Origin of the sequence: Streptomyces niphimycinicus, from assembly GCF_018883605.1 — a bacterium.
Taxonomy (GTDB): domain Bacteria; phylum Actinomycetota; class Actinomycetes; order Streptomycetales; family Streptomycetaceae; genus Streptomyces; species Streptomyces niphimycinicus.
This window is the reverse complement of record NZ_JAHLEM010000051.1, coordinates 14,078-32,358: the sequence shown is the minus strand read 5'-3', so window position 1 is coordinate 32,358 and position 18,281 is coordinate 14,078. Positions and strand designations below refer to the sequence as shown.

The following is an 18,281-nucleotide window of genomic DNA, read 5'->3' as shown; positions in this document are numbered from 1 at the left end:
GAACGGGCCTGCGCTCACACCCGTGACCTCGATGACGACTACGGCGAACATCCTGCCACTGGCCGCCCGGGCAGCTCGCCGTCCAGCACCCAACTGAGGTCGTGCTCGGTGTGTTCCCGCGACCGGGCGCTGATCTGGTCGCTGATCCACATCTTGGTGGGCCGTGGCACCCGCGGATGGGCGACAAGTGCTTCCAGGTCCTGACGGGTTTCCGCGTATGACCGGCGGACCGCGCAGCTCACCAGCCCCAGCGCGTACCGCTCGGGAAAGACCACATGGTCGGCGTCGCACTCCGGGCCGGGCTCCTTGAGGTGCTCCCACAGCGTCCGGTACACGGCCGGAGAACCGTGGTCGAAGATGCTGTCCATCGCGCCACGGAGCGCCTTGGCGAGGTGGTTCTCCGCGGCACGGCCCTGCTGGGAGGCCACGGCCGCGCCGATGATCCGGATCAGCAGCTCGGCGGCGGGTGCCGCGCCGTGTGCGGCGCCGAGCCGGCGCACCAGTTGGCCGAGCCCGCTGATCAGTCCGGCGTCGGTCGGTGGGGCGAAGGCCAGGTCGAGGGCCGTGCTGAGGGCCGATGGGGTGAGGGGGCCGGACTCACAGGCGGCATGGAGCAGGGCCTTGCGGGCTGCGTTCCGGGTACTGGCCGCCGCGTCGTCGAGACTGGGGATGTCTCCCATGGCATCGAACACCAGCGCCGAGAGGAAGGTGTGTGCCGTGGCGTACTGGGCGGGTTCGCGCGCGGCGATGGTTCCCACCAGCCCGAGGAAGGCCGCCCGGGTCTTCTGGTCGGAGAAGGTGCCGTACCGCGGCAGGAGTTGGGTCAGATCGGGTGCGGGGAGAGTGCCGGCCGACACGGAGCACTCCCAGAGGGTGAGTGCCTGGCGCTGCCGCTTTCCGGTGTGGCCCTCGGCGATTTCGTCCGCGATCAGCCCGGTGAGGGCCGGGGTCGAGGCCCGTAGCGCCCCCAGTACCCGCTCATGAGTGAGGGGCGGCAGCGGGCCGGTGCCCTTCTTGGCCCGGCCGGTGGTGAGGGCCTCCAGAAGCACGGTGTCGGCGTCCATGAGTCCCAGGTTCACCAGCAGGCCGATGTGGCGCTCGGTGTGCGGACCGGAGTCCGTGACGGCCCGGTGGAGGGAGCGGCGGACGAGGTTCCGGGCGGCCGCGGGGGCGGTCGTCGCCTTCTCGATCCTGCTCACCGCGCTGGGGTGGCCGCCGAGCGCGGCCGGCAGGAGGAGCGTCGCCAGGCCGTCCCGGGACAGCCACAGGTCGGAGTCGGCGTCCCAGCCGGAGTGTTCCAGGACCTGCCGTACGCGGTGTGGGGGAACGTCGCGGTGGGCGAGGATCCGGCGGGCGACCAGCGCTCGCCGCTGCGGGGGCGGGGCCGGCTGGTTCTCGGGGCAGGGCAGGGCCTTCAGCATGACCGCGAGCCGGTGTACGAGGCTCTGCGCGGCGGCGCAGTCGGCGCTGAGCAACTGAGGGAAGACCATCCGGTGTTGCAGTGCGTGGAGCGCTCCTTGCCCGGTGATGTCCAGACAGCGGTCGAGGGTGGCCTCGATGGCCCAGTGACCGGGCGGCAGCGTGGCCAGGATCGCTGTGGCGGCGATGAGTCCGGCGTTGCCCGCGGTGTCGTGGTCGTCCGCTTCGAGCAGCGCCACGGCATGGTCGAGGCGGTGCGTCCAGGGGTGGGTGCCGGGGGCCGGACCGCCGTCGGCGCTGTCGTCGAGGAGTCCGTGGTCGCCCGGGAGTCCGTGGTCGCCGGGGAGTCCTTGGTCGCCGGGGAGTCCGTGGTCGTGGGTCCAGGAGGCGGCCAGCACTCTGGCCAGGGCCGATTGGAAAAGCCCGACGTCGTACGACTTCGGCGCGATGCGCACACGCTGGAGACGCTCCTGGACGGCGGCGGCCCACTCCGGCGAGCCCAGTGTCTCCCAGTGCCGGGCCCATAGGGTCATAACGCCGGACGCCAGCTCCGCCAGCCCTCGGGCCAGCGCGAAGTCGAGCATCTCCAGGAGGCCCTTCCGGGCGGATGCCACATCGATATGTGACGTCATCACGAGCAGCCGAGGCAGGACCTCGATGCCCGCGCCGCCCGTACGGCGCCCCGTCAGCTCCCGTACGCAGCCCCAGTCGGCCAGCGCGGCGTGGACCGTGAGCGAGTTCTGGGCGGCCAGCCGTTCCAGCGCTTCGAGCACGGCCTCCTCCAGGCTGGGCTCCTTCCTCTCCCACAGCCCGCGGAGCCGCGGCAGGAGGGCGTCGACATCCGTGTCACGTACGGTCGGGGCCAGGACCGCGTACCGCCGGGCGACACCGTGCGGCGCCGTCGCGAGCAGCGGCTCGACGGACACGCCCATGGCCGGATTCCGCGCCGCGACGGCCACGGCGACGGTGTGCAGGATGACGGCATCCTCGTGCGCCGCCATCCGCATCAGGGTGTCCCGTACCGGGCCGCGATACCTTTCGGACCCGGCGGCGAGCATGAGGAGCTGTTCGAGGATCGCTCCGACGAAGAAGTCACGGGGATGGGACCCGACCCACTCGCACAGCGACAGCAGCGCTCCCGCCCCCGTGCGGTGCAGCAGGCCACGCGCCGCCGCGTACTCGAACATGGTCTGGTGGAAGAAGTGGATACCGTCCGAGGCTCCCCTGGCCAGCACACCCCGGTCGATCAGCAGCTCCAGGGACGACCGGATGCGGGCCGGTTCGTACGGCAGCGAGGGGCGTGGGCCGCCGTGCGCCGAGGTGAGCCGCTCGACCAGCTCCTCGCGTGACAGCTCGGTCCGGCCGGCCGACATCAGCACGACGGCGATCGCGCCGGTGAGCGAGGAGAGGTCCTCCGGCGCCGTGACACTCTGGTTGCCGTGCTGGCGGCGGTCGGTGATGACCCGGTGGTCCCAGTAGCGGCGGTAGAGGCCGGTGGCGTCGATCTCGGCGCTGGGGAACGCCCCGTCGTCCCGGGCAAGTTCGAACAGCAGCCGCAACTGGAGGGGGCTTCTGCACACCTCGCGCACCGGCAGGCCACGCGCGACGGGCTCCATCAGCATCCGTACCCGTGCCTCGTCGTCCCGGGGGACGGCGTCGGGGCAGTAGAGCGCGGCGTGTCCACGGATGGCGTGGGGGATCTCGCTGTCGTCGTACGGACCCAGCGACATCCGGATGAAGCCGGTGCGCAGCCGGTTCGCCTCCTCCGGCCGCGAGGTCAGCACCAGGCGGACACCGGCGGCGGCGAGATCCTCGCACAGATCGAGCAGCGCCATCTCGTGGTGGTCGTCGTGCAGCAGCAGATCGGCGGTGTCCAGGAGCACGACCGGTGTCCGCCCCCGCGTCCGGGCATGTGCCGCCCCGGACACCACGGTCGCGGGGGTCAGCATGGGCGTCGCGGGGGCGCCGCTCAGGGGGCGTAGCAGCCAGGCGGCGTTCACCAGGAAGACCTCGGCGTCCTCCAGGGCGGTCAGATCCCGGGCGAGGCCCCATAACAGACTGCTCTTGCCGTTCCCGGCATCCCCGGTGACCAGGACCGCCTTCGGATCACCGGCGTAGAGGGCCTCCACCACCCGGTCCTGGACGGCGCGCCGTACGTAGAGTCCGCCGCTGAGCTGGGGCGGGGAGGCGGTGCCGCTCTCCGGGCGGGGGGAGTCCACGAGGTCCAGGTCGTCCGAGAACCTCCTCGCCCAGCGCAGGAGTTGGCGATGTGCGGCCGGGCCGGTGCCGTCCGGTGTGGTTCCCGTATCCGGATGCGGGAACGGGGCAGAGGGCCGAGCAGGGGGCGCGGCCGACGGCCCATCCGGGAATCGTTCCGGTGCCGGGTCCATGGGAGTTTCCGGCCCGGGTGGGGTCCGGCCGCCGCCGGGCGGCAGTTCACGCAGGACGGAGAAGGCGAAGGCGGCGGCGTGGCGCGCCGCGCGGGACTGCCAGCCCTCGGCATCGGCGTCGTACTTCTCCCCGTCGGCCCGGTCGCTGATGCCACGGACGATCAGGGCGGGCAGCGCGGCGTTGAGATGGGCGGCCTGCGCCACGCCCGCGCCCTCCATCTCGATGGCGGCGGCATCCTGGTAGTTCCGGCGCAGTTGCCGTCTCAGCGGCGAGTCCGCCGAGTTGAGGACGACCTCCCCGGCGGCCACGGGCTTGAGGTGGACGGCCGGACGGGAGGCGCCGGGCGAACGTTCCGGCAGCAGCCCGGTCCAGGAACCGGACCTGCGGGCGAAGCGAGCGAGCTGGTCGAGTTCCTGGCGCACCGGCCAGACCCTCGGGCGGGAGTGGAACTCGCCGTCCTCGTCCTTGCCACCGTGATACGCGTACACATGCGTGGCCACGACGACGTCCCCGAGCTCGATATCGCCCTTGAGCGCCCCGGCCACCCCGACGAATGCCACGGCGCGGGGGCGGAACATGGCGATCGCCCGCTCGGTCAGCACGGCCGCGCCCTGATTGCCGTCGCCGAGTTCGGCGAGCGCCACCCGCCACGGCGTACCGTCGAGCCGTCCCACCTCGAACAGGGTGCCGCTCGGGTGGAGTTGCGGCCGCGGATCGACCAGATGTGCCCGAACCGCCTCGTACTCCACGTCCAGTGCGGTCAGCACGACAAGCGAGTCGCTGTGCTGCCCGGTGCTCTCCACGCTTCCCCCTGGCCACGGTCGACCCTGATGCGGCTCGCGGGCGAAATGCTACCGTCCGCCGGACTCCCGGGAGTTGCGACCAGCGGAAGCGGTGAACCGCGACGGGAGTGCGAGTCGCCGGACGCGCCTGGGGTCCGGCCGCTACCGCCGGGCGGCCGCGGATGCTTGGATGCGCGGTATGGATCTGTCCCGTACGGGCGCTTCTGCCCCGAGGCCGACGGCTGTGCCTCCCTTCGACCCCGAACTGAGCGCCGCGCTGGAGTCCTTGGGCAATGGGCCAAGAGAGCCGGTCACTCCCGGGAATCTCGCGGCACGGCAGGAGCGGGACGCCGCGACCCGGCCCAGACCGACGGCCGAGGACCTCCGGGCCGATGGCCGTTTCGAGGTGGCGGAGCTGACCGTTCCAGGGCTGCGGGACGGCCCCGATGTCACGCTGGTGAGCGTCCGGCCCGCCGGGCGGGAAGGGCCGCTGCCACTGCTGTACTACCTGCACGGCGGCGCGATGATCATGGGCAACGCATGGTCGGTGCTGCCGCGGATCCTTCGCGAGTGGGCCCTTCCGCTGAACATGGCCGTCATCTCGGTCGAGTACCGGCTGGCGCCGCGGACGCGGTACCCCGGACCGCTGGAGGACTGCTACGCGGGACTTCTCTGGGCCACCGGGCACGCGGCCGAACTGGGCGTCGACGCGGACCGCGTCATCGTCGGCGGGAAGAGCGCCGGCGGCGGCCTCGCCGCGGCCCTCGCCCTGCTGGTCCGCGACCGCGGCGGGCCCCGCATCCTGGGGCAGTTGCTGCTCTGTCCGATGCTCGACGACCGCGGGCGCACATTCTCCAGCCACCAGATGTCGGGCCACGGGATGTGGGACCTCGTCTCCCATGAGACCGCCTGGAGCGCACTGCTGGGTGACGGCTACGGCGCGGCGGACCTGCCGCCCTACGCGGCGCCTGCCCGCGCCACGGACCTATCCGGTCTCCCTCCGGCGTTCATCGACGTCGGCTCGGCGGAGATGTTCCGCGATGAGGACGTGGCGTACGCGAACGCGATCTGGCAGTCCGGTGGCCAGGCCGAACTGCATGTATGGCCCGGCGCCTATCACGGTTTCGACGGCTTGGCGCCGCGGGCGGCCATCAGCAAAGACGCGCGTGATGCCCGGACCCGCTGGCTGAGGCGCCTCCTCGCGCACTCCAGGAGCACAGTGCCGGGGTCTGAGGAATCCCCGGGCCCGGCAAAAGCAGTGGACATCGCATACCCCTGCGGTGAATGGTGACGGTATGAACCAGGAGGAGATCTGGGACGTCGACGCCGCCCAGCGCTATGACACGCCCGGCACGGGGATGTTCGCGCCCGAGATCTTGGAGCCGGCCGTGAACCGCCTGGCCGAGCTCGCAGGCGGCGGAGCGGCGCTCGAATTCGCCATCGGCACCGGCCGGGTGGGCGTCCCGCTCGCCGAACGAGGGGTCCCGGTCACCGGGATCGAGCTTTCGCTTCCGATGATCCGTCAACTGCGCACCAGGGCGGACGAAGCGACGATCCCCGTGATCGTGGGCGACATGGCGACTTCCATGGCTCCCGGGGAGTACACACTCGTCTATCTCGTCTACAACACCATCTCCAACCTGCTCACCCAAGCCGAGCAGGTGGAGTGTTTCCGCAACGCCGCCCGCCACCTCGGGCCCGGTGGCAGATTCGTGATCGAACTCTGGGTGCCCGAACTGCGCAAGCTCCCGCCGGGCCAGACGGCCACCGTCTGCCAAGCCGAGCACGGCTACATCGGGTTGGACACCTATGACGTACTGCACCAGCACGTCGTCTCGCACCACTTCCAGTTCGACGACGGCAAGCAGGCACGGCTGACCCGCAGCCCGCACCGGTACATCTGGCCGGCCGAACTCGACCTCATGGCTCAGCTCGCCGGATTCGAGTTGGAGACCAGGCACGCGGACTGGTCCGGCGGCGAATTCACCGCAGAGTCGCGCTCCCATGTCTCCGTCTACCGCGTCCCGCCGAACTGAGCGTGGGGAACGGGCGCTGAGAAGGGTGCCCTGGCCCCGTTCGCCACGAACCGAGCGTGGGGAACGGGCGCGCCCGTTCGCCGCGTCGTGCGGTGCTACGCGTTCGTGGATGGGCTCGTGGACGGGTTGGTGGAGTCGGCCAGGGATTCCAGGGCGGGCAGCGCGGTGTACAGCGCCCGCTGCTCCTCGGGGCTCAGCTTCTCGATCCGCGCGGCGAGCCGGGCGGCGGTCTCATGGCGCACGGTGTGGAGGAGCTGCCGACCGGGGTCGGTGAGGGCGATCAGGCTGGCGCGACGGTCCTCGGGGTCGGGGGTGCGCTCGATCCAGCCGGATGCGTCGAGCAGATCGACCATGCGGGACGTGGTCGGCAGGGCGATGCCCAGCCGGGTCGCGAGGGCGCTGATGCGCATCGGGCCGTGGGTGTCGAGCGCTCCCAGGGCCGCCTGGCGGCTGGGGGTGAGATCGCCGTGTTCGCCCCGGGTGCCCCGCAGGCCGGGGAGCAGATGCTGGAGGGCGGTACGGAGCCGTTCGGCCAGCTCCCCCGATTCCGGAACGGTGGGGCCCGGGGCGGTGGGGCCCGGAGCCACGGCACCCGGTGTGGCGGTACCCGGGGTGCTGGCGCCCGGAGTGGCAGGGCCCGGGGCGGTGGGGCCTGAGGCGGTGGGGTCTGAGGCGGTGGGGTCGAGTGCGGTCATCTCGGCTCCTCGAGTGGTGGTCCCGGTCCTCCGCCGAGTGACGACGGAGGTGGTGACGGAGGCGGGGGCGATGGCGATGGCTCGGCCTTAGGCGGGGGCGCCTGCCGGAACGCGGTGGCCGGTCGGCGGGAAGTGTCCTCGACGTCCTCGCCACCCGCGGGGTCCGCCGCGCCCTTGACACCCGCGGTGCCGGCCTGGGCGGCGGCCACCCCCACCGGAACAGCCGACTTCGGCCCGCCCTTGTGCACATACCGCCCGCCGCGCAGCAGCGATGCCACGGCGGCCACCAGACAGGCCGCGATGGCGAAGTCGAACGCGGCGGAGAGGCCCTGGGAAAACGGCGGGGAGATCAAGGCCGGGAAGAAGCCGCGCCCGGTGAGATACGCGGCATGGTGGGCCGGCAGATGGTCGAGCACCTGCGGTCCGAGCAGGGTTTTGACCGGGTTGTAGCCGAGCAGCGAGGCGAACAGCACTCCGACCGGTGGCAGGGCGGCGACCCGGGCCGCGTCGGAGGCCGGGACCCCTTCCGCGGTCAGTCCGTGGGTGAGGGCGCCGGGGAGCGAACCGGCGAGCCCGGCGATCATCAAGGAGAAGAAGATGCCGATGGACAGGACGGTGGCCGAGTTCTGGAAGGTGGTGCTGATCCCGGCGCCCACCCCGCGCTGGTCGGGCGGCAGGCTGTTCATGATGGCCGCCCGGTTCGGCGAGCTGAACAGCCCCATGGCGATGCCGTTGACCAGCAGAATCGCGGCGAACACCGGATAGCCGAAGTCCACCGGCAGCTCCTCCAGGGCCACGAAGGTGGCGGCGGCCAGCAGCATCCCGCCGGTGGTGAAGGTACGGGCGCCGAACCGGTCGGAGGCCCACCCGGAGAAGGGTCCCGCGATCAGGAACCCGATGGTCAGCGGCAGCATATAGATGCCCGCCCACAGCGGGGTCTCCTCGAAGCCGTAGCCGTGGCGGGGCAGCCAGATGCCCTGCAACCAGATGATCAGGATGAACATCAGGCCACCGCGTCCCAGCGCCGCCAGCAGACTGGCCACGTTCCCGGCGGTGAACGCGCGGATACGGAACAGACCCAGGTGGAACATGGGCTGCGCGACCCGGTTCTCGATCACGCAGAACAGGCCCAGCACCGCCACTCCCCCGATGATCGCGGCGATCACCCAGGGGTTGCCCCAGCCCATGGTGTGACCGGCGTAGGGCTGGATGCCGTAGGTGATGCCGGACAGCACGGCGATCAGGCCGATGGCGAAGGTGATATTGCCCCACCAGTCCAGCCGGGCCGGGGTGCGCACACCGGTGTCCCGCAGCTTCAGGTAGGCCCAGACCGTGCCGAACAGTCCGATGGGGACCGAGACCAGGAACACCAGATGCCAGTCGAGCGGGCCGAGCAGCCCGCCCAGGATCAGCCCGATGAAGGACCCGGCGATCCCCGCCACCTGGTTCAGCCCCAGGGCGAGACCGCGCTGATCGGCGGGGAAGGCGTCGGTGAGGATGGCGTTGGAGTTGGCCATCAGCATGGCGCCGCCCACGCCCTGGAGCACCCGCATCCCGATCAGCCACAGAGCGCCGGAGGTGCCGTGCAGCCAGGTCACGGAGAGCAGCACGGAGAACACGGTGAAGACCGCGAACCCCAGGTTGTACATCCGCACCCGGCCGTACATGTCCCCCAGCCGCCCGAAGCTCACCACGAGCACGGCGGTGACCACCATGTAGCTCATGATCAGCCACAGCAGCAGGCTGGTGTTCCCGGGGCGCAGCGGATCCACGCCGATGCCGCGGAAGATGTCCGGGAGCGCGATCAGCATGATCGAAATGTTGATCGTCGCGATGAGGACGCCCAGCGTGGTGTTGGACAGCGCGATCCACTTGTACCGCGAACCCGGGCCGCCATCGCCATAGGACGGCAGGGCCCCCTCAGCTCCGGCCCTGCGCCGCTCGGTCGTCCAACCCACCGAGCATCACTCCCGTCGGGAGTTGGTTGCTTGACATCAACCAAGCTAATCCCGATTTGCCCGTTCGCCAAGTGGGGTCGGGCTGAGCACGTAGCGGCCTGCCCAGGCGGCGAGCACGGTGGCTGCGTATCGCGTGTCGGCCGGGTCGGTGAGCAGGGCGCGGCGTCGAGGTGCGCGATGCGTAGTGGCGGGCGCGGCCGATCCTCAGAAGGTCCGGAACACTCCATCCTCATCGACGGATTCGGCGAACTCCTCGAAGTACATGTTCGAGATCGACAGGTTGTTCTCGATCCCCCACAGTTCCGTGGCGATGACTCGAATGGAGCGCCCGCGTACGTCCCACAGGTCTATGACGAGGAGCGGCATCTCCTCCGCGGCCATGGCTTCACTGTCGGCAAGAACGAGGAGCGGATGCTCATAGTCGGCTCCGGTGCTCGGCCGAGCGTCTCGCTCCGGCCGAGACCGGCGAGAGCCGGGTGCCGTCCGTCCGCCATACCCACTTTTTTGTGGGTACTTGGCAGCGACGGACGGCGGGGCGAATCTTGTTGCGGGCGGTCGGAGGGCCGCCGGATCGGATGAGACGGAGGGAAGCGTTGCGTCAGGGGCCCGACTGGGCCTCGGCCAGCTTCTCCAGGCGGCGGTGGCCCCAATCGGACAGGGGAGCCAACGCCTCGGAGAGGTCGCGGCCGAACGCGGTCAGGGAGTACACGGTCTTCAGCGGCAGCACATCGTGCACATCCCGGTGCACCAGCCCGTCCGTCTCCATCTCACGGAGCGCCTGAGTCAGAACCTTCTCGCTGAGGCCCGGCAGCCGCCTGCGCAGCTCGCCGGGGCGATGCGGTCCGGACTCCAGTGCCCAGAGCAGGGCGGTCTTCCATTTGCCGTCGATCACGGCGATCGCGGCGGTCACTCCGCAGACATTCGTGTCCTGAGCACGACTGCGTGTCATCTTCGCTCGATTTCCTTTGAGTTATTACTTACGCGTATATCCGTATGGGAGTTGAAGTTTCATGTCTGCACACCCCGAACAGTCTGCCGTCACCGTGCTCGGTCTGGGGCCGATGGGCCGCGCCCTGGCCGGCGCGTTCCTGGACGCCGGGCTGCGGACCACGGTCTGGAACCGGACACCGGGCAGGGATCGGGAGCTGATCGAGCGCGGGGCGGTCGGCGCGCGATCGGCTGAACAGGCCGTCGCCGCAAGCGAGTTGACTGTGGTCTGCGTGGTGAACTACGACGCGTCGGACGCGATCCTGCGGCGCGACGAAGTCGCCGACGCGCTCAAGGAACGCACCGTCGTGAACCTGACCGCGGACACTCCGGACCGGGCCCGGAACACCTCGGACTGGGCGGCCGGGCGCGGCATCCGGTACCTCGACGGTGCGATCATGACGCCGACCACCACCATCGGAACGCCTGCCGCGGTGTTCATCCACAGCGGCCCGGCTGAGCTCTACCAGGAGCACCGGCCCGTACTGGACACGCTGGGCGGCACCCATACCCACCTCGGCGAGGAGATCGGCCGGGCGGCGGCCTACGACATCGCGCTGCTCGACATCTTCTGGACGGCGATGGCGGGCTACGCGCACGCCCTCGCGGTGGCGCGAGCGGAGGGGGTCGGCGCCCGGGAGTTGGCGCCCTTCGCCAAGGGCATCGGCGCGATCCTCCCGCCGCTCTTCGAGCAGACCGCGGAGGAAGTGGAACGCGGCACCTTCTCCGGTGAAGGCAACCCGATCACCTCGGCGGTCTCGTCCATGGCCCATATCGTGCACACCTCCGAGGGCCATGGCATCGACGCGGGTGTGATGCGCGCGGCCGAGGGCATGGCCCGCCGGGCCATCGGGCTGGGCCATGGCACGGACGGGTTCATCCGCGTCGCCGAGGTACTGGGCCGCAGCGGTAGTTGAAGGGGGTCTGGTGCAGCCTCCGTGTGTGCGAGATCCTCGTCCACCCGAGGGGGACTTCAGCAAACGGAGGCTACGAACATGTCGGTATCCAGCGCCGCGGAACCGTCCTTACCAGCAGCAGGCACCTATGTCATCGATCCGGCCGCTTCGACCGTGCGCTTCGCCACGCGCGCCTTGGGGCTGCTCCCGGTCCATGGGACGTTCGGCATCAGGCAGGGCCGGATCACCATCGCCGAGACACCGGAAGCGTCGTCGGTGGACGTCGAGATGGACGCGGCCAGCTTCGCGTCCGGCGTCCAGCGGCGCGACGACCACGTCAGGTCGTCCGACTTCCTGGACGTGGAGCGACACCCCACGATCCAGTTCCGGGGCCAGAGCCTGGATCAGTCCGCCCAAGGCGCCTCATTGCGAGGGGAGTTGACGGTCTGCGGAGTGACCAAGCCGGTAGTCGTCGCGATCGGCAGCATGGTCGGCGAGGGCAAGCGCATCACCGCCAACGGCACCGCAACCATCGACCGATACGCCTTCGGTGTCAGCAAGGCCAAAGGCATGGCGGCTCGCCGCCTGAAGATCACCTTGGATATCGTCGCCGGCCGCTGAGCACATCGGTCCCGGCCCGCGCACATCATTCCGCCCCTTACAGGTCGACCTCGATGTAGTCGATGTCGGTGAACTCCACCAGCGGGCCCTGGGCGCGGCGGCCGCGGTCCTTGAAGTAGATCTCCTGGAGGCCCTCGGCGGCGTTGTCGAGGAGTTGCTGTTCGGCGGCGCCCTGTTCCTGGGCATCGAAGAGGCGGGCGGCGTACTGCGCCGGCAGCGCTGGCGACCCCGGCCTGGTCCGCCCCGCGGCCTCGCGCAGCCTCTTGCGTTCCGCGGGTGCCGGCAGATCGTCCTGGGCGACCTGCTCCAGCAGCGCGTCGACAGCGCTGAACAACTCGTCCTCAGCGGGCACAGGGCTCACCTCCGGGCAAGCCCCATCCCCATCGCTCTCCGTAACGCACACTTCATCGCACGCTCAATCACTCCTGTCGCGAACGCGGTGGGAGTGCGGAGCCGAGGCGGCGACGAGCTGATTAATCGTCAACACACTTGGGGTACTTCGAACCTCGGTTGCAGTCGTGATAGTCGTACTTACTGACACGGAACTTCTTCTCGTCGCCGCCCTTGGCGGGATCGACGACCAGGTAGAACTTCTTTCCGTCCTTGACCTTGTCGGAGACCGTCCCATCAGGACCCCGGTCGAAATCCTGCGCGCAGCCGGCGAGCGAGGCAAAAGCGGTCATTACCAAAAGGGCGGCGGCAAGGCGACGCATAGGAGTGCTCCGATCAACTTGGGGACCGGCACAGTCTAAGAGAGACGCACCATCGCCAGAACCGCCGGGGACGCCCCCACCCAGCAACAACGGGCCGCCCGGCAAAAGCACCGAAGAAGCACCAGAAAACACCCCCATCCCCTCCACCAAAACACCACACCACATGTCCGATCTACTCGCGTCGATAGCACGAGAGGCCGCGAGGAGGTGAACGGGCGGCATGCGCGGTACGCCACTTCAGGAACGCAGGTTCCGAAAAGTTCGATATCCCTTCCACTGGTCGCTCGGTGACCGTCAGTCCCTTTTCGGCTCACGTTTCTTGTGCGAGCAGCCCGCACGAACGGGGGGCTCCGGCTATACGGTCGTCAACTCCACCGAGGTCGGGGACAAGGGCTCTGCGACCGGGCGGTATGGGCTATGCGGTCACCTTGGCGAGGAACGCGGCCACGTTCGCCGCGGTCCGCTGGATCTTCTCCTCCAGGGTGAGCGACTCCTGGGGTCGTGAGCCGGCGCCCGCGTCCTTCTTGCCCCGCACATATAGCGAGCAGGCGAGGTCGCTGCATATGTAGGCGCCGACCGAGTTGCCCTGCTGTCTGGCCTTCCCCGCCTTCGGCGCGACCATCAGGGAGACGCCGCCCGTGTGGGCGGTCAGACACATCGAGCACATGCTGCGTCGCGCCTGCCAGGAGGCGGGGCCGGGACAGCGCAGCGCGACGGCGATCGGGCGGGCGTCCAGTTCGGTGACCAGGTAGGCGCGGTCGGGCGCCTGAGGATCTCGCCAGCCGAGGTAGTCCAGGTCGCCCCAGGGCCGGTCGGCCAGGTCGCGGGGGACGGACAGGCGCTTCGTCTCGCCCTTGGTGCAGTTCACGAAGGCGGCACGGATCTCTTGCTCAGTCAGCGGCTTCATATAACGCAGGCTAATTTGCCTAAAGGTGTTAGGCAAATGCATAATCGGTTCTGCCGAAGGGGAGGAAGGGCATGGGACGGGTAGGACTAACCACGGAACGGCTCACCCAGGCGGGAGCGGAGCTGGCCGACGAGCTCGGCTTCGACCAGGTGACCGTCTCGGAGCTGGCCAGACGGTTCGACGTCAAGGTCGCGAGTCTCTACTCGCACCTGAAGAACGGCCAGGACCTCAAGACCAGGATCGCCCTGCTCGCCCTGGAGGAGCTTGCCGACCGGGCCGCCGAGGCCCTGGCCGGGCGGGCCGGAAAGGACGCCCTGACCGCCTTCGCCAACGTCTACCGCGACTACGCCCGCGAGCATCCCGGCCGCTACGCCGCGGCCCAGTTCAGACTCGACCCGGAGGCGGCGGCCGCCAGCGCCGGTGGCCGGCACGCACAGATGACGCGGGCGATCCTGCGCGGCTACGACCTGGCCGAGCCGGACCAGACGCACGCGGTCCGGCTGCTGGGCAGCGTCTTCCACGGCTACGTCAGCCTCGAGTTGGCGGGCGGATTCAGCCACAGCGCCCCCGACAGCGAGGAAAGCTGGTCGCGGACCCTGGACGCCCTCGACGCCCTGCTGCGGAACTGGCCCGCGCCCTGATTCAGGGGCGCGGCGGCATGCCGGATGCGATCAGCCTCGCGGCACATCGGCACATCGGCACATCGGCGCATCGGCCCAACCGATCCGCCCGTCCGCTCGCCCCCCACATCCATCCATCCACATATCTGTGATCAACAGGCTGGAACCATGCACAAAACCGAGCACGACTGGATCATCACACCCATCACCGCGGACATCCTGCGGGGCGCCCTCGACCTGGAGCACACCGCACACGGGGTGCTGCCGCACCGGCTGCCCGCCTGGGCCCGCGCCCAGAACACCGACGGGCAACTCGCCATGGCGGAGGCCCAGCCCTCCGGCGTACGGCTGGTCTTCCGGACCCGGGCCACCGCCGTCGAACTGGACACGCTGCCCACCAAGCGGGTCTACGCGGGCGCCCCGCCCCGCCCGGACGGCGTGTACGACCTGCTCGTCGACGGCCGCTTGGCTGGGCAGTCCTCGGTGAGCGGCGGCAACACCCTGGCCATCGACCTGGCCACCGGGAGCGCCGAGAGCCACCCCGGCCCGGCCGGCACCCTCCGCTTCACCGATCTGCCCGACGGCGTCAAGACTGTCGAGATCTGGCTGCCGCACGACGAGACCACCGAACTCGTCGCGCTGCGCACCGACGCCCCCATCGAGCCCGTACCGGACCAGGGCCGCAGGGTGTGGCTGCACCACGGCAGTTCGATCAGCCACGGCTCCAACGCCGCGAGCCCCACCGGCATCTGGCCCGCGCTCGCCGCGTCTCTCGGCGGCGTGGAACTGATCAACCTGGGCCTCGGCGGCAGCGCCCTGCTCGACCCGTTCACCGCCCGCGCGATGCGGGACACCCCCGCCGACCTGATCAGCATCAAGATCGGCATCAACCTGGTCAACGCGGACCTGATGCGGCTGCGCGCCTTCACCCCGGCGGTGCACGGCTTCCTCGACACGATCCGCGAGGGGCATCCCACCACGCCACTGCTGGTCGTCTCCTCCATCCTGTGCCCCATCCACGAGGACACGCCCGGCCCCGCGGCCTTCGACGTCACCGCGCTCGGCGCCGGGAAGCTGCGGTTCCAGGCCACCGGCGATCCCGCCGAGCGCGCCGCGGGGAAGCTGACGCTGCGTGTCATCCGGGAGGAGCTGTCCCGGATCGTGAAGCAGCGGGCGGCCGACGACCCCCACCTCCACTACCTCGACGGCCTCGACCTCTACAGCGAGGCCGATGCCGACGAGCTGCCGCTGCCCGACGAGCTGCACCCGGACGCCGCCACTCACCGCCGTATCGGGGAACGGTTCGCGGCGCTGGCCTTCGCCGCCGATGGTCCGTTCGCGGACCACAGCGCCTGACGCCGGGCTCCGGCAGGGCCCGACGCCGAATTCCGTCCGGTACGGCGCCGGGCTCCGGCCGGTGCAACGGGCGGGTCCGGCCGGTCTGGACGGGCAGTCCGCCCCCTGCACCACCGGGAGGCCAGGCCCTACGCTGGTGGCCGTGCACATCTGCTTTGTCTGTAGCGGGAACATCTGCCGGTCGCCGTCCGCCGCGCTGGTCTTCGCCGAGCATCTGCGCCGGGCCGGACTCGACGGCGCGGTACGGGTCAGCAGCGCCGGCATCGGCCCCTGGCACGCCGGTGAGCCCATCGACGAACGGGCCGGTGAACTGCTGGCACGGCACGACTACCCGGTCGAGCATGTCGCGGCCCAGATCGGCGCCGAGCACAGCGACGCCGACCTGTTCCTGGCGATGGACGACGGCCACGAGAAGGCGCTGCGCCGACGGGTCGACGACCCGTCCCGGGTCAGGATGCTGCGGTCCTTCGACCCGGACGCGACCGGTGATCTGGACGTGCCCGACCCGTATTACGGCGGCCCGGAGGGGTTCGACGAGGTGCTGACCATGACCGAAGCCGCGATGCCCGGCCTGCTGGCCTGGGTGCGCGAGCGCCTCGGCTCATGAGTGCCCGTCCGGCGGCCGGGACCGGCGAGGACCCCGGCGCCGCGGCGGCCCGCCTCACCGGCCGCCCGGTGACCGGTCGGCGCCCGCTGTCCGCAACGCTCACCGAAGTCACCCTCGACGGCGGGCAGACGGTGATGGTCAAACGGGGCGACGGTCCCGGCGCGGCACCGGCTGAGGCGGCGGGGCTGCGCTGGCTGGCCGAGGCGGGCACGGTCCGCGTCCCGGTGGTACACGGCCACGACCGGGACTGGCTGGTCACCGACCAGGTGCCGGTCGGCCGGCCGGGCACCCGGGCAGCGGCCCGGTTCGGCCGCGACCTGGCCGTCCTGCACGCCGTCGGCGCGCCCGCGTTCGGCGCCCCGCCACCGGACGGCCCCACCGACGCGTACATCGGGCCGGCCCCGATGCGCAACGTCCCGGGCTCCGACTGGCCGCGCTGGTACGCCGAACACCGGGTGCTGCCCTATCTGCGCCGCGCCGTCGACGACGGCACGGTGCGCCGCGGCGAGGCCGAGGTCATCGAGCGCGCATGCGAGCGGCTGCCGGAGCTGGCCGGACCCGCCGAGCCACCCGCCCGGCTGCATGGCGACCTGTGGAACGGCAACGTCCTGTGGGGCGCCGACGGGCAAGCGTGGCTCATCGACCCGGCCGCGCACGGTGGCCACCGCGAGACCGATCTGGCGATGCTCCACCTGTTCGGCTGCCCGCATCTCGATCAGGTGCTGGACAGCTACCAGGACGTGGCGCCGCTCGCCGAGGGCTGGGCCGACCGCATCGGACTGCACCAGCTCTTCCCCCTGCTGGTGCACACGGTGCTGTTCGGCCGCGGCTACGCCGGGCAGGCACTCACGGCGGCCCGGACGGCCCTGGCTCAGTGACCTGCGCAATTCCGCATAGCGGCTGAAGGAGGCACGGGAAAGCACAAGATCCGTTCCTAGGAAGCGCGCGGGCCACCGTCACCGGAATCTCACGCCCCGCACCAGAAGCCCATGCGCCTGATGGCCCGTCTTGCTCATCGCGCTGGAGGAGCTGGTGCCCAGGGCGCTGCCGGTCCACGAGAAGACCCTGGCCCCGGACTACCCGTACCACGCCGTCCGGGGCACCGTCGGACTCTGGTCGAGGCATCGGCTCACCGACGCCCGGCGGATCGACCAGGTCATGGCCCGTTCGGCGGCTGTCGGCCACATCCGCACCCTGCCCGCCACCGGCAGCGACCATCTGCCGATCGCCGCCCGGATCGCGCTGGGTTGAAGCCGCCCGTCGAGCTGTGACAGCGGAGGGGATGACGGCGGCCGGGCGCCTCCTCGGGAGCGGTCCGGCACCGTCAGGCTCAACAGCCTGAGCATCCGGGTGCGGTCGGTCAGCGGCCACACCGCCAAGCTCGTCCTGACACGGGCGTCCTGACAGGCCCGTCCCGATACGCGGGTCCTGACACCCGCGTCCCGAATCCTCGTCCAACCACGTGTCATGGCCCCCACACATGAAGGAGCCGCATATGCAGAAGAACTCCAGCGCGCGCAGGACTCCGCGCCGCGCTCTCGTGTACATCGCCGCACCGGCACTCGCCGCCGGCGCCCTGGCCTCGATGCAGAGTGCCTCGGCCGCTCCGGTGGCCGCCGCCTGCCCCGCACCGGCCGCGGCCATCGGACTGAGCACCGGCTGGAAGCTCCAACTGCCCACCCCCAACAGCTCCGGCTCGCCCCAGGAGATCAAGCAGCCGGCCCTGTCCACGTACGACAAGGCACCGTGGTTCACGACCACTTCGGGCTGCGACGCGATCCTGATGCGGGCCGCCGTCAACGGCGCCACCACCAGCAACACCGGATACCCGCGGTCGGAGCTGCGCGAGATGACCGCTGACGGGTCGGCGACCACCAGTTGGTCGTCCACGAAGGGCACCCACACCATGGTCGTCGACGAGGCGATCACGCATCTCCCCGCGAGCAAGCCGCACGTCATGGCGGGGCAGATCCATGACGAGACGAGCGATGTCACCTCGTTCCGCCTCGAAGGGACCAGCCTCTACGTCACCTCCTACAACACCACCCACTACAAGCTGGTGACCTCCAGCTACAAGCTGGGCGACCGCTTCGAGGGCAAGTTCGTGGCCCACGACGGAAAGGTCGACGTCTCCTACAACGGCACCCTCCAGGCCACCGTCACCGCCAAGTTCGGCAGCGGCTACTTCAAGGCGGGCGACTACACGCAGGCGAACTGCGGCAACTCCTCGCCGTGCGACAACTCGAACTACGGCGAGGTCGCCCTGTACGGGGTCACGGTGAAGCACACCTGA

The 18,281-nt window shown here is 70.4% G+C and carries 16 protein-coding genes and 2 pseudogenes; 10 read left to right on the top strand and 8 right to left on the bottom strand.

Annotated elements, in window-relative coordinates:
- Positions 1-38: 38 nt before the first annotated feature.
- Positions 39-4,613 (bottom strand): phosphorylase family protein, encoded by a 4,575-nt coding sequence (locus tag KN815_RS50100; RefSeq protein WP_253208796.1) that lies wholly within the window; start codon positions 4,611-4,613, stop codon positions 39-41.
- Between the two features lie 223 nt (positions 4,614-4,836).
- Between KN815_RS50100 and KN815_RS06345 the strand changes: the two genes are divergently transcribed.
- Both KN815_RS06345 and KN815_RS06340 read left to right on the top strand, forming a co-directional pair.
- Complete coding sequence (locus KN815_RS06345; protein WP_216340760.1) at positions 4,837-5,883, top strand: alpha/beta hydrolase; 1,047 nt, start codon at positions 4,837-4,839, stop codon at positions 5,881-5,883.
- Positions 5,884-5,887: 4 nt separating this feature from the next.
- Positions 5,888-6,628, top strand: coding sequence for a class I SAM-dependent DNA methyltransferase (locus KN815_RS06340; RefSeq protein WP_216340759.1), 741 nt, complete (start codon positions 5,888-5,890; stop codon positions 6,626-6,628).
- Positions 6,629-6,723: 95 nt separating this feature from the next.
- Here KN815_RS06340 and KN815_RS06335 read toward each other — a convergent pair whose 3' ends face one another.
- The 4 genes from KN815_RS06335 to KN815_RS06320 form a co-directional block, all read right to left on the bottom strand.
- Positions 6,724-7,323 carry a MarR family winged helix-turn-helix transcriptional regulator gene (locus KN815_RS06335; RefSeq protein WP_216340758.1) on the bottom strand — a complete coding sequence of 200 codons (600 nt, stop codon included), beginning with the start codon at positions 7,321-7,323 and terminating at the stop codon, positions 6,724-6,726.
- On the bottom strand, positions 7,320-9,281 hold the full coding sequence (locus tag KN815_RS06330; protein ID WP_253208795.1) for an MFS transporter: 1,962 nt from the start codon (positions 9,279-9,281) through the stop codon (positions 7,320-7,322). Before KN815_RS06330 ends, KN815_RS06335 begins: the two co-directional genes overlap by 4 nt.
- 204 nt (positions 9,282-9,485) lie before the next feature.
- On the bottom strand, positions 9,486-9,932 hold the full coding sequence (locus KN815_RS52070) for a DUF6924 domain-containing protein (RefSeq protein WP_372458279.1): 447 nt from the start codon (positions 9,930-9,932) through the stop codon (positions 9,486-9,488).
- Entirely contained in the window at positions 9,880-10,230 is a 351-nt protein-coding gene (locus KN815_RS06320) for a winged helix-turn-helix transcriptional regulator (RefSeq protein WP_216340756.1), read from the bottom strand. The genes KN815_RS52070 and KN815_RS06320 overlap by 53 nt, the downstream gene beginning before the upstream one ends.
- A gap of 61 nt (positions 10,231-10,291) precedes the next feature.
- Here KN815_RS06320 and KN815_RS06315 point away from each other — a divergent pair, with 61 nt between their 5' ends.
- Together KN815_RS06315 and KN815_RS06310 are read left to right on the top strand one after the other, a co-directional pair.
- The gene (locus KN815_RS06315; protein WP_216340755.1) at positions 10,292-11,185 is read left to right on the top strand and encodes an NAD(P)-dependent oxidoreductase; all 894 of its coding nucleotides are present in this window, start codon (positions 10,292-10,294) and stop codon (positions 11,183-11,185) included.
- Between the two features lie 78 nt (positions 11,186-11,263).
- Positions 11,264-11,785 (top strand): YceI family protein, encoded by a 522-nt coding sequence (locus tag KN815_RS06310; protein ID WP_216340754.1) that lies wholly within the window; start codon positions 11,264-11,266, stop codon positions 11,783-11,785.
- A 37-nt stretch (positions 11,786-11,822) separates the two neighbouring features.
- On the opposite strand, the pseudogene KN815_RS06305 reads toward KN815_RS06310, so the two are convergent.
- From KN815_RS06305 to KN815_RS06295, 3 genes and pseudogenes are all read right to left on the bottom strand, one after another.
- A pseudogene (locus tag KN815_RS06305) lies at positions 11,823-12,011 on the bottom strand (telomere-protecting terminal protein Tpg); the annotation flags it as partial.
- Between the two features lie 247 nt (positions 12,012-12,258).
- Positions 12,259-12,498, bottom strand: a complete 240-nt coding sequence (locus tag KN815_RS06300) for a hypothetical protein (RefSeq protein ID WP_014057972.1) — start codon at positions 12,496-12,498, stop codon at positions 12,259-12,261.
- 415 nt (positions 12,499-12,913) lie between these two features.
- Positions 12,914-13,405, bottom strand: a complete 492-nt coding sequence (locus tag KN815_RS06295; RefSeq protein ID WP_216340753.1) for an FBP domain-containing protein — start codon at positions 13,403-13,405, stop codon at positions 12,914-12,916.
- Between the two features lie 71 nt (positions 13,406-13,476).
- Between KN815_RS06295 and KN815_RS06290 the strand changes: the two genes are divergently transcribed.
- The 6 genes and pseudogenes from KN815_RS06290 (at position 13,477) to KN815_RS06265 (ending at position 18,281) form a co-directional block, all read left to right on the top strand.
- On the top strand, positions 13,477-14,046 hold the full coding sequence (locus tag KN815_RS06290) for a TetR/AcrR family transcriptional regulator (RefSeq protein ID WP_216340752.1): 570 nt from the start codon (positions 13,477-13,479) through the stop codon (positions 14,044-14,046).
- Positions 14,047-14,193: 147 nt separating this feature from the next.
- The gene (locus tag KN815_RS06285; RefSeq protein WP_216340751.1) at positions 14,194-15,381 is read left to right on the top strand and encodes a GDSL-type esterase/lipase family protein; all 1,188 of its coding nucleotides are present in this window, start codon (positions 14,194-14,196) and stop codon (positions 15,379-15,381) included.
- A gap of 142 nt (positions 15,382-15,523) precedes the next feature.
- The gene (locus KN815_RS06280; RefSeq protein ID WP_216340750.1) at positions 15,524-15,988 is read left to right on the top strand and encodes a low molecular weight protein-tyrosine-phosphatase; all 465 of its coding nucleotides are present in this window, start codon (positions 15,524-15,526) and stop codon (positions 15,986-15,988) included.
- Entirely contained in the window at positions 15,985-16,866 is an 882-nt protein-coding gene (locus KN815_RS06275; protein WP_216340749.1) for a fructosamine kinase family protein, read from the top strand. The genes KN815_RS06280 and KN815_RS06275 overlap by 4 nt, the downstream gene beginning before the upstream one ends.
- A gap of 133 nt (positions 16,867-16,999) precedes the next feature.
- A pseudogene (locus KN815_RS06270) lies at positions 17,000-17,239 on the top strand (endonuclease/exonuclease/phosphatase family protein); the annotation flags it as partial.
- Between the two features lie 244 nt (positions 17,240-17,483).
- Positions 17,484-18,281: a polysaccharide lyase family 7 protein gene (locus tag KN815_RS06265; RefSeq protein WP_216340748.1), complete on the top strand. Its 798-nt coding sequence runs from the start codon at positions 17,484-17,486 to the stop codon at positions 18,279-18,281.

Excerpts from the sequence above, each read along its gene's own strand:
- KN815_RS06310 (WP_216340754.1), top strand. The coding sequence starts at position 11,264 with ATGTCGGTATCCAGCGCCGCGGAACCGTCCTTACCAGCAGCAGGCACC.
- KN815_RS06265 (WP_216340748.1), top strand. The coding sequence starts at position 17,484 with ATGCAGAAGAACTCCAGCGCGCGCAGGACTCCGCGCCGCGCTCTCGTG.
- KN815_RS06315 (WP_216340755.1), top strand. The coding sequence starts at position 10,292 with ATGTCTGCACACCCCGAACAGTCTGCCGTCACCGTGCTCGGTCTGGGG.
- KN815_RS06295 (WP_216340753.1), bottom strand. The coding sequence starts at position 13,405 with ATGAAGCCGCTGACTGAGCAAGAGATCCGTGCCGCCTTCGTGAACTGC.
- KN815_RS06320 (WP_216340756.1), bottom strand. The coding sequence starts at position 10,230 with ATGACACGCAGTCGTGCTCAGGACACGAATGTCTGCGGAGTGACCGCC.
- KN815_RS06300 (WP_014057972.1), bottom strand. The coding sequence starts at position 12,498 with ATGCGTCGCCTTGCCGCCGCCCTTTTGGTAATGACCGCTTTTGCCTCG.
- KN815_RS06275 (WP_216340749.1), top strand. The coding sequence starts at position 15,985 with ATGAGTGCCCGTCCGGCGGCCGGGACCGGCGAGGACCCCGGCGCCGCG.
- KN815_RS06335 (WP_216340758.1), bottom strand. The coding sequence starts at position 7,323 with ATGACCGCACTCGACCCCACCGCCTCAGACCCCACCGCCTCAGGCCCC.
- KN815_RS06285 (WP_216340751.1), top strand. The coding sequence starts at position 14,194 with ATGCACAAAACCGAGCACGACTGGATCATCACACCCATCACCGCGGAC.
- KN815_RS06340 (WP_216340759.1), top strand. The coding sequence starts at position 5,888 with ATGAACCAGGAGGAGATCTGGGACGTCGACGCCGCCCAGCGCTATGAC.
- KN815_RS06290 (WP_216340752.1), top strand. The coding sequence starts at position 13,477 with ATGGGACGGGTAGGACTAACCACGGAACGGCTCACCCAGGCGGGAGCG.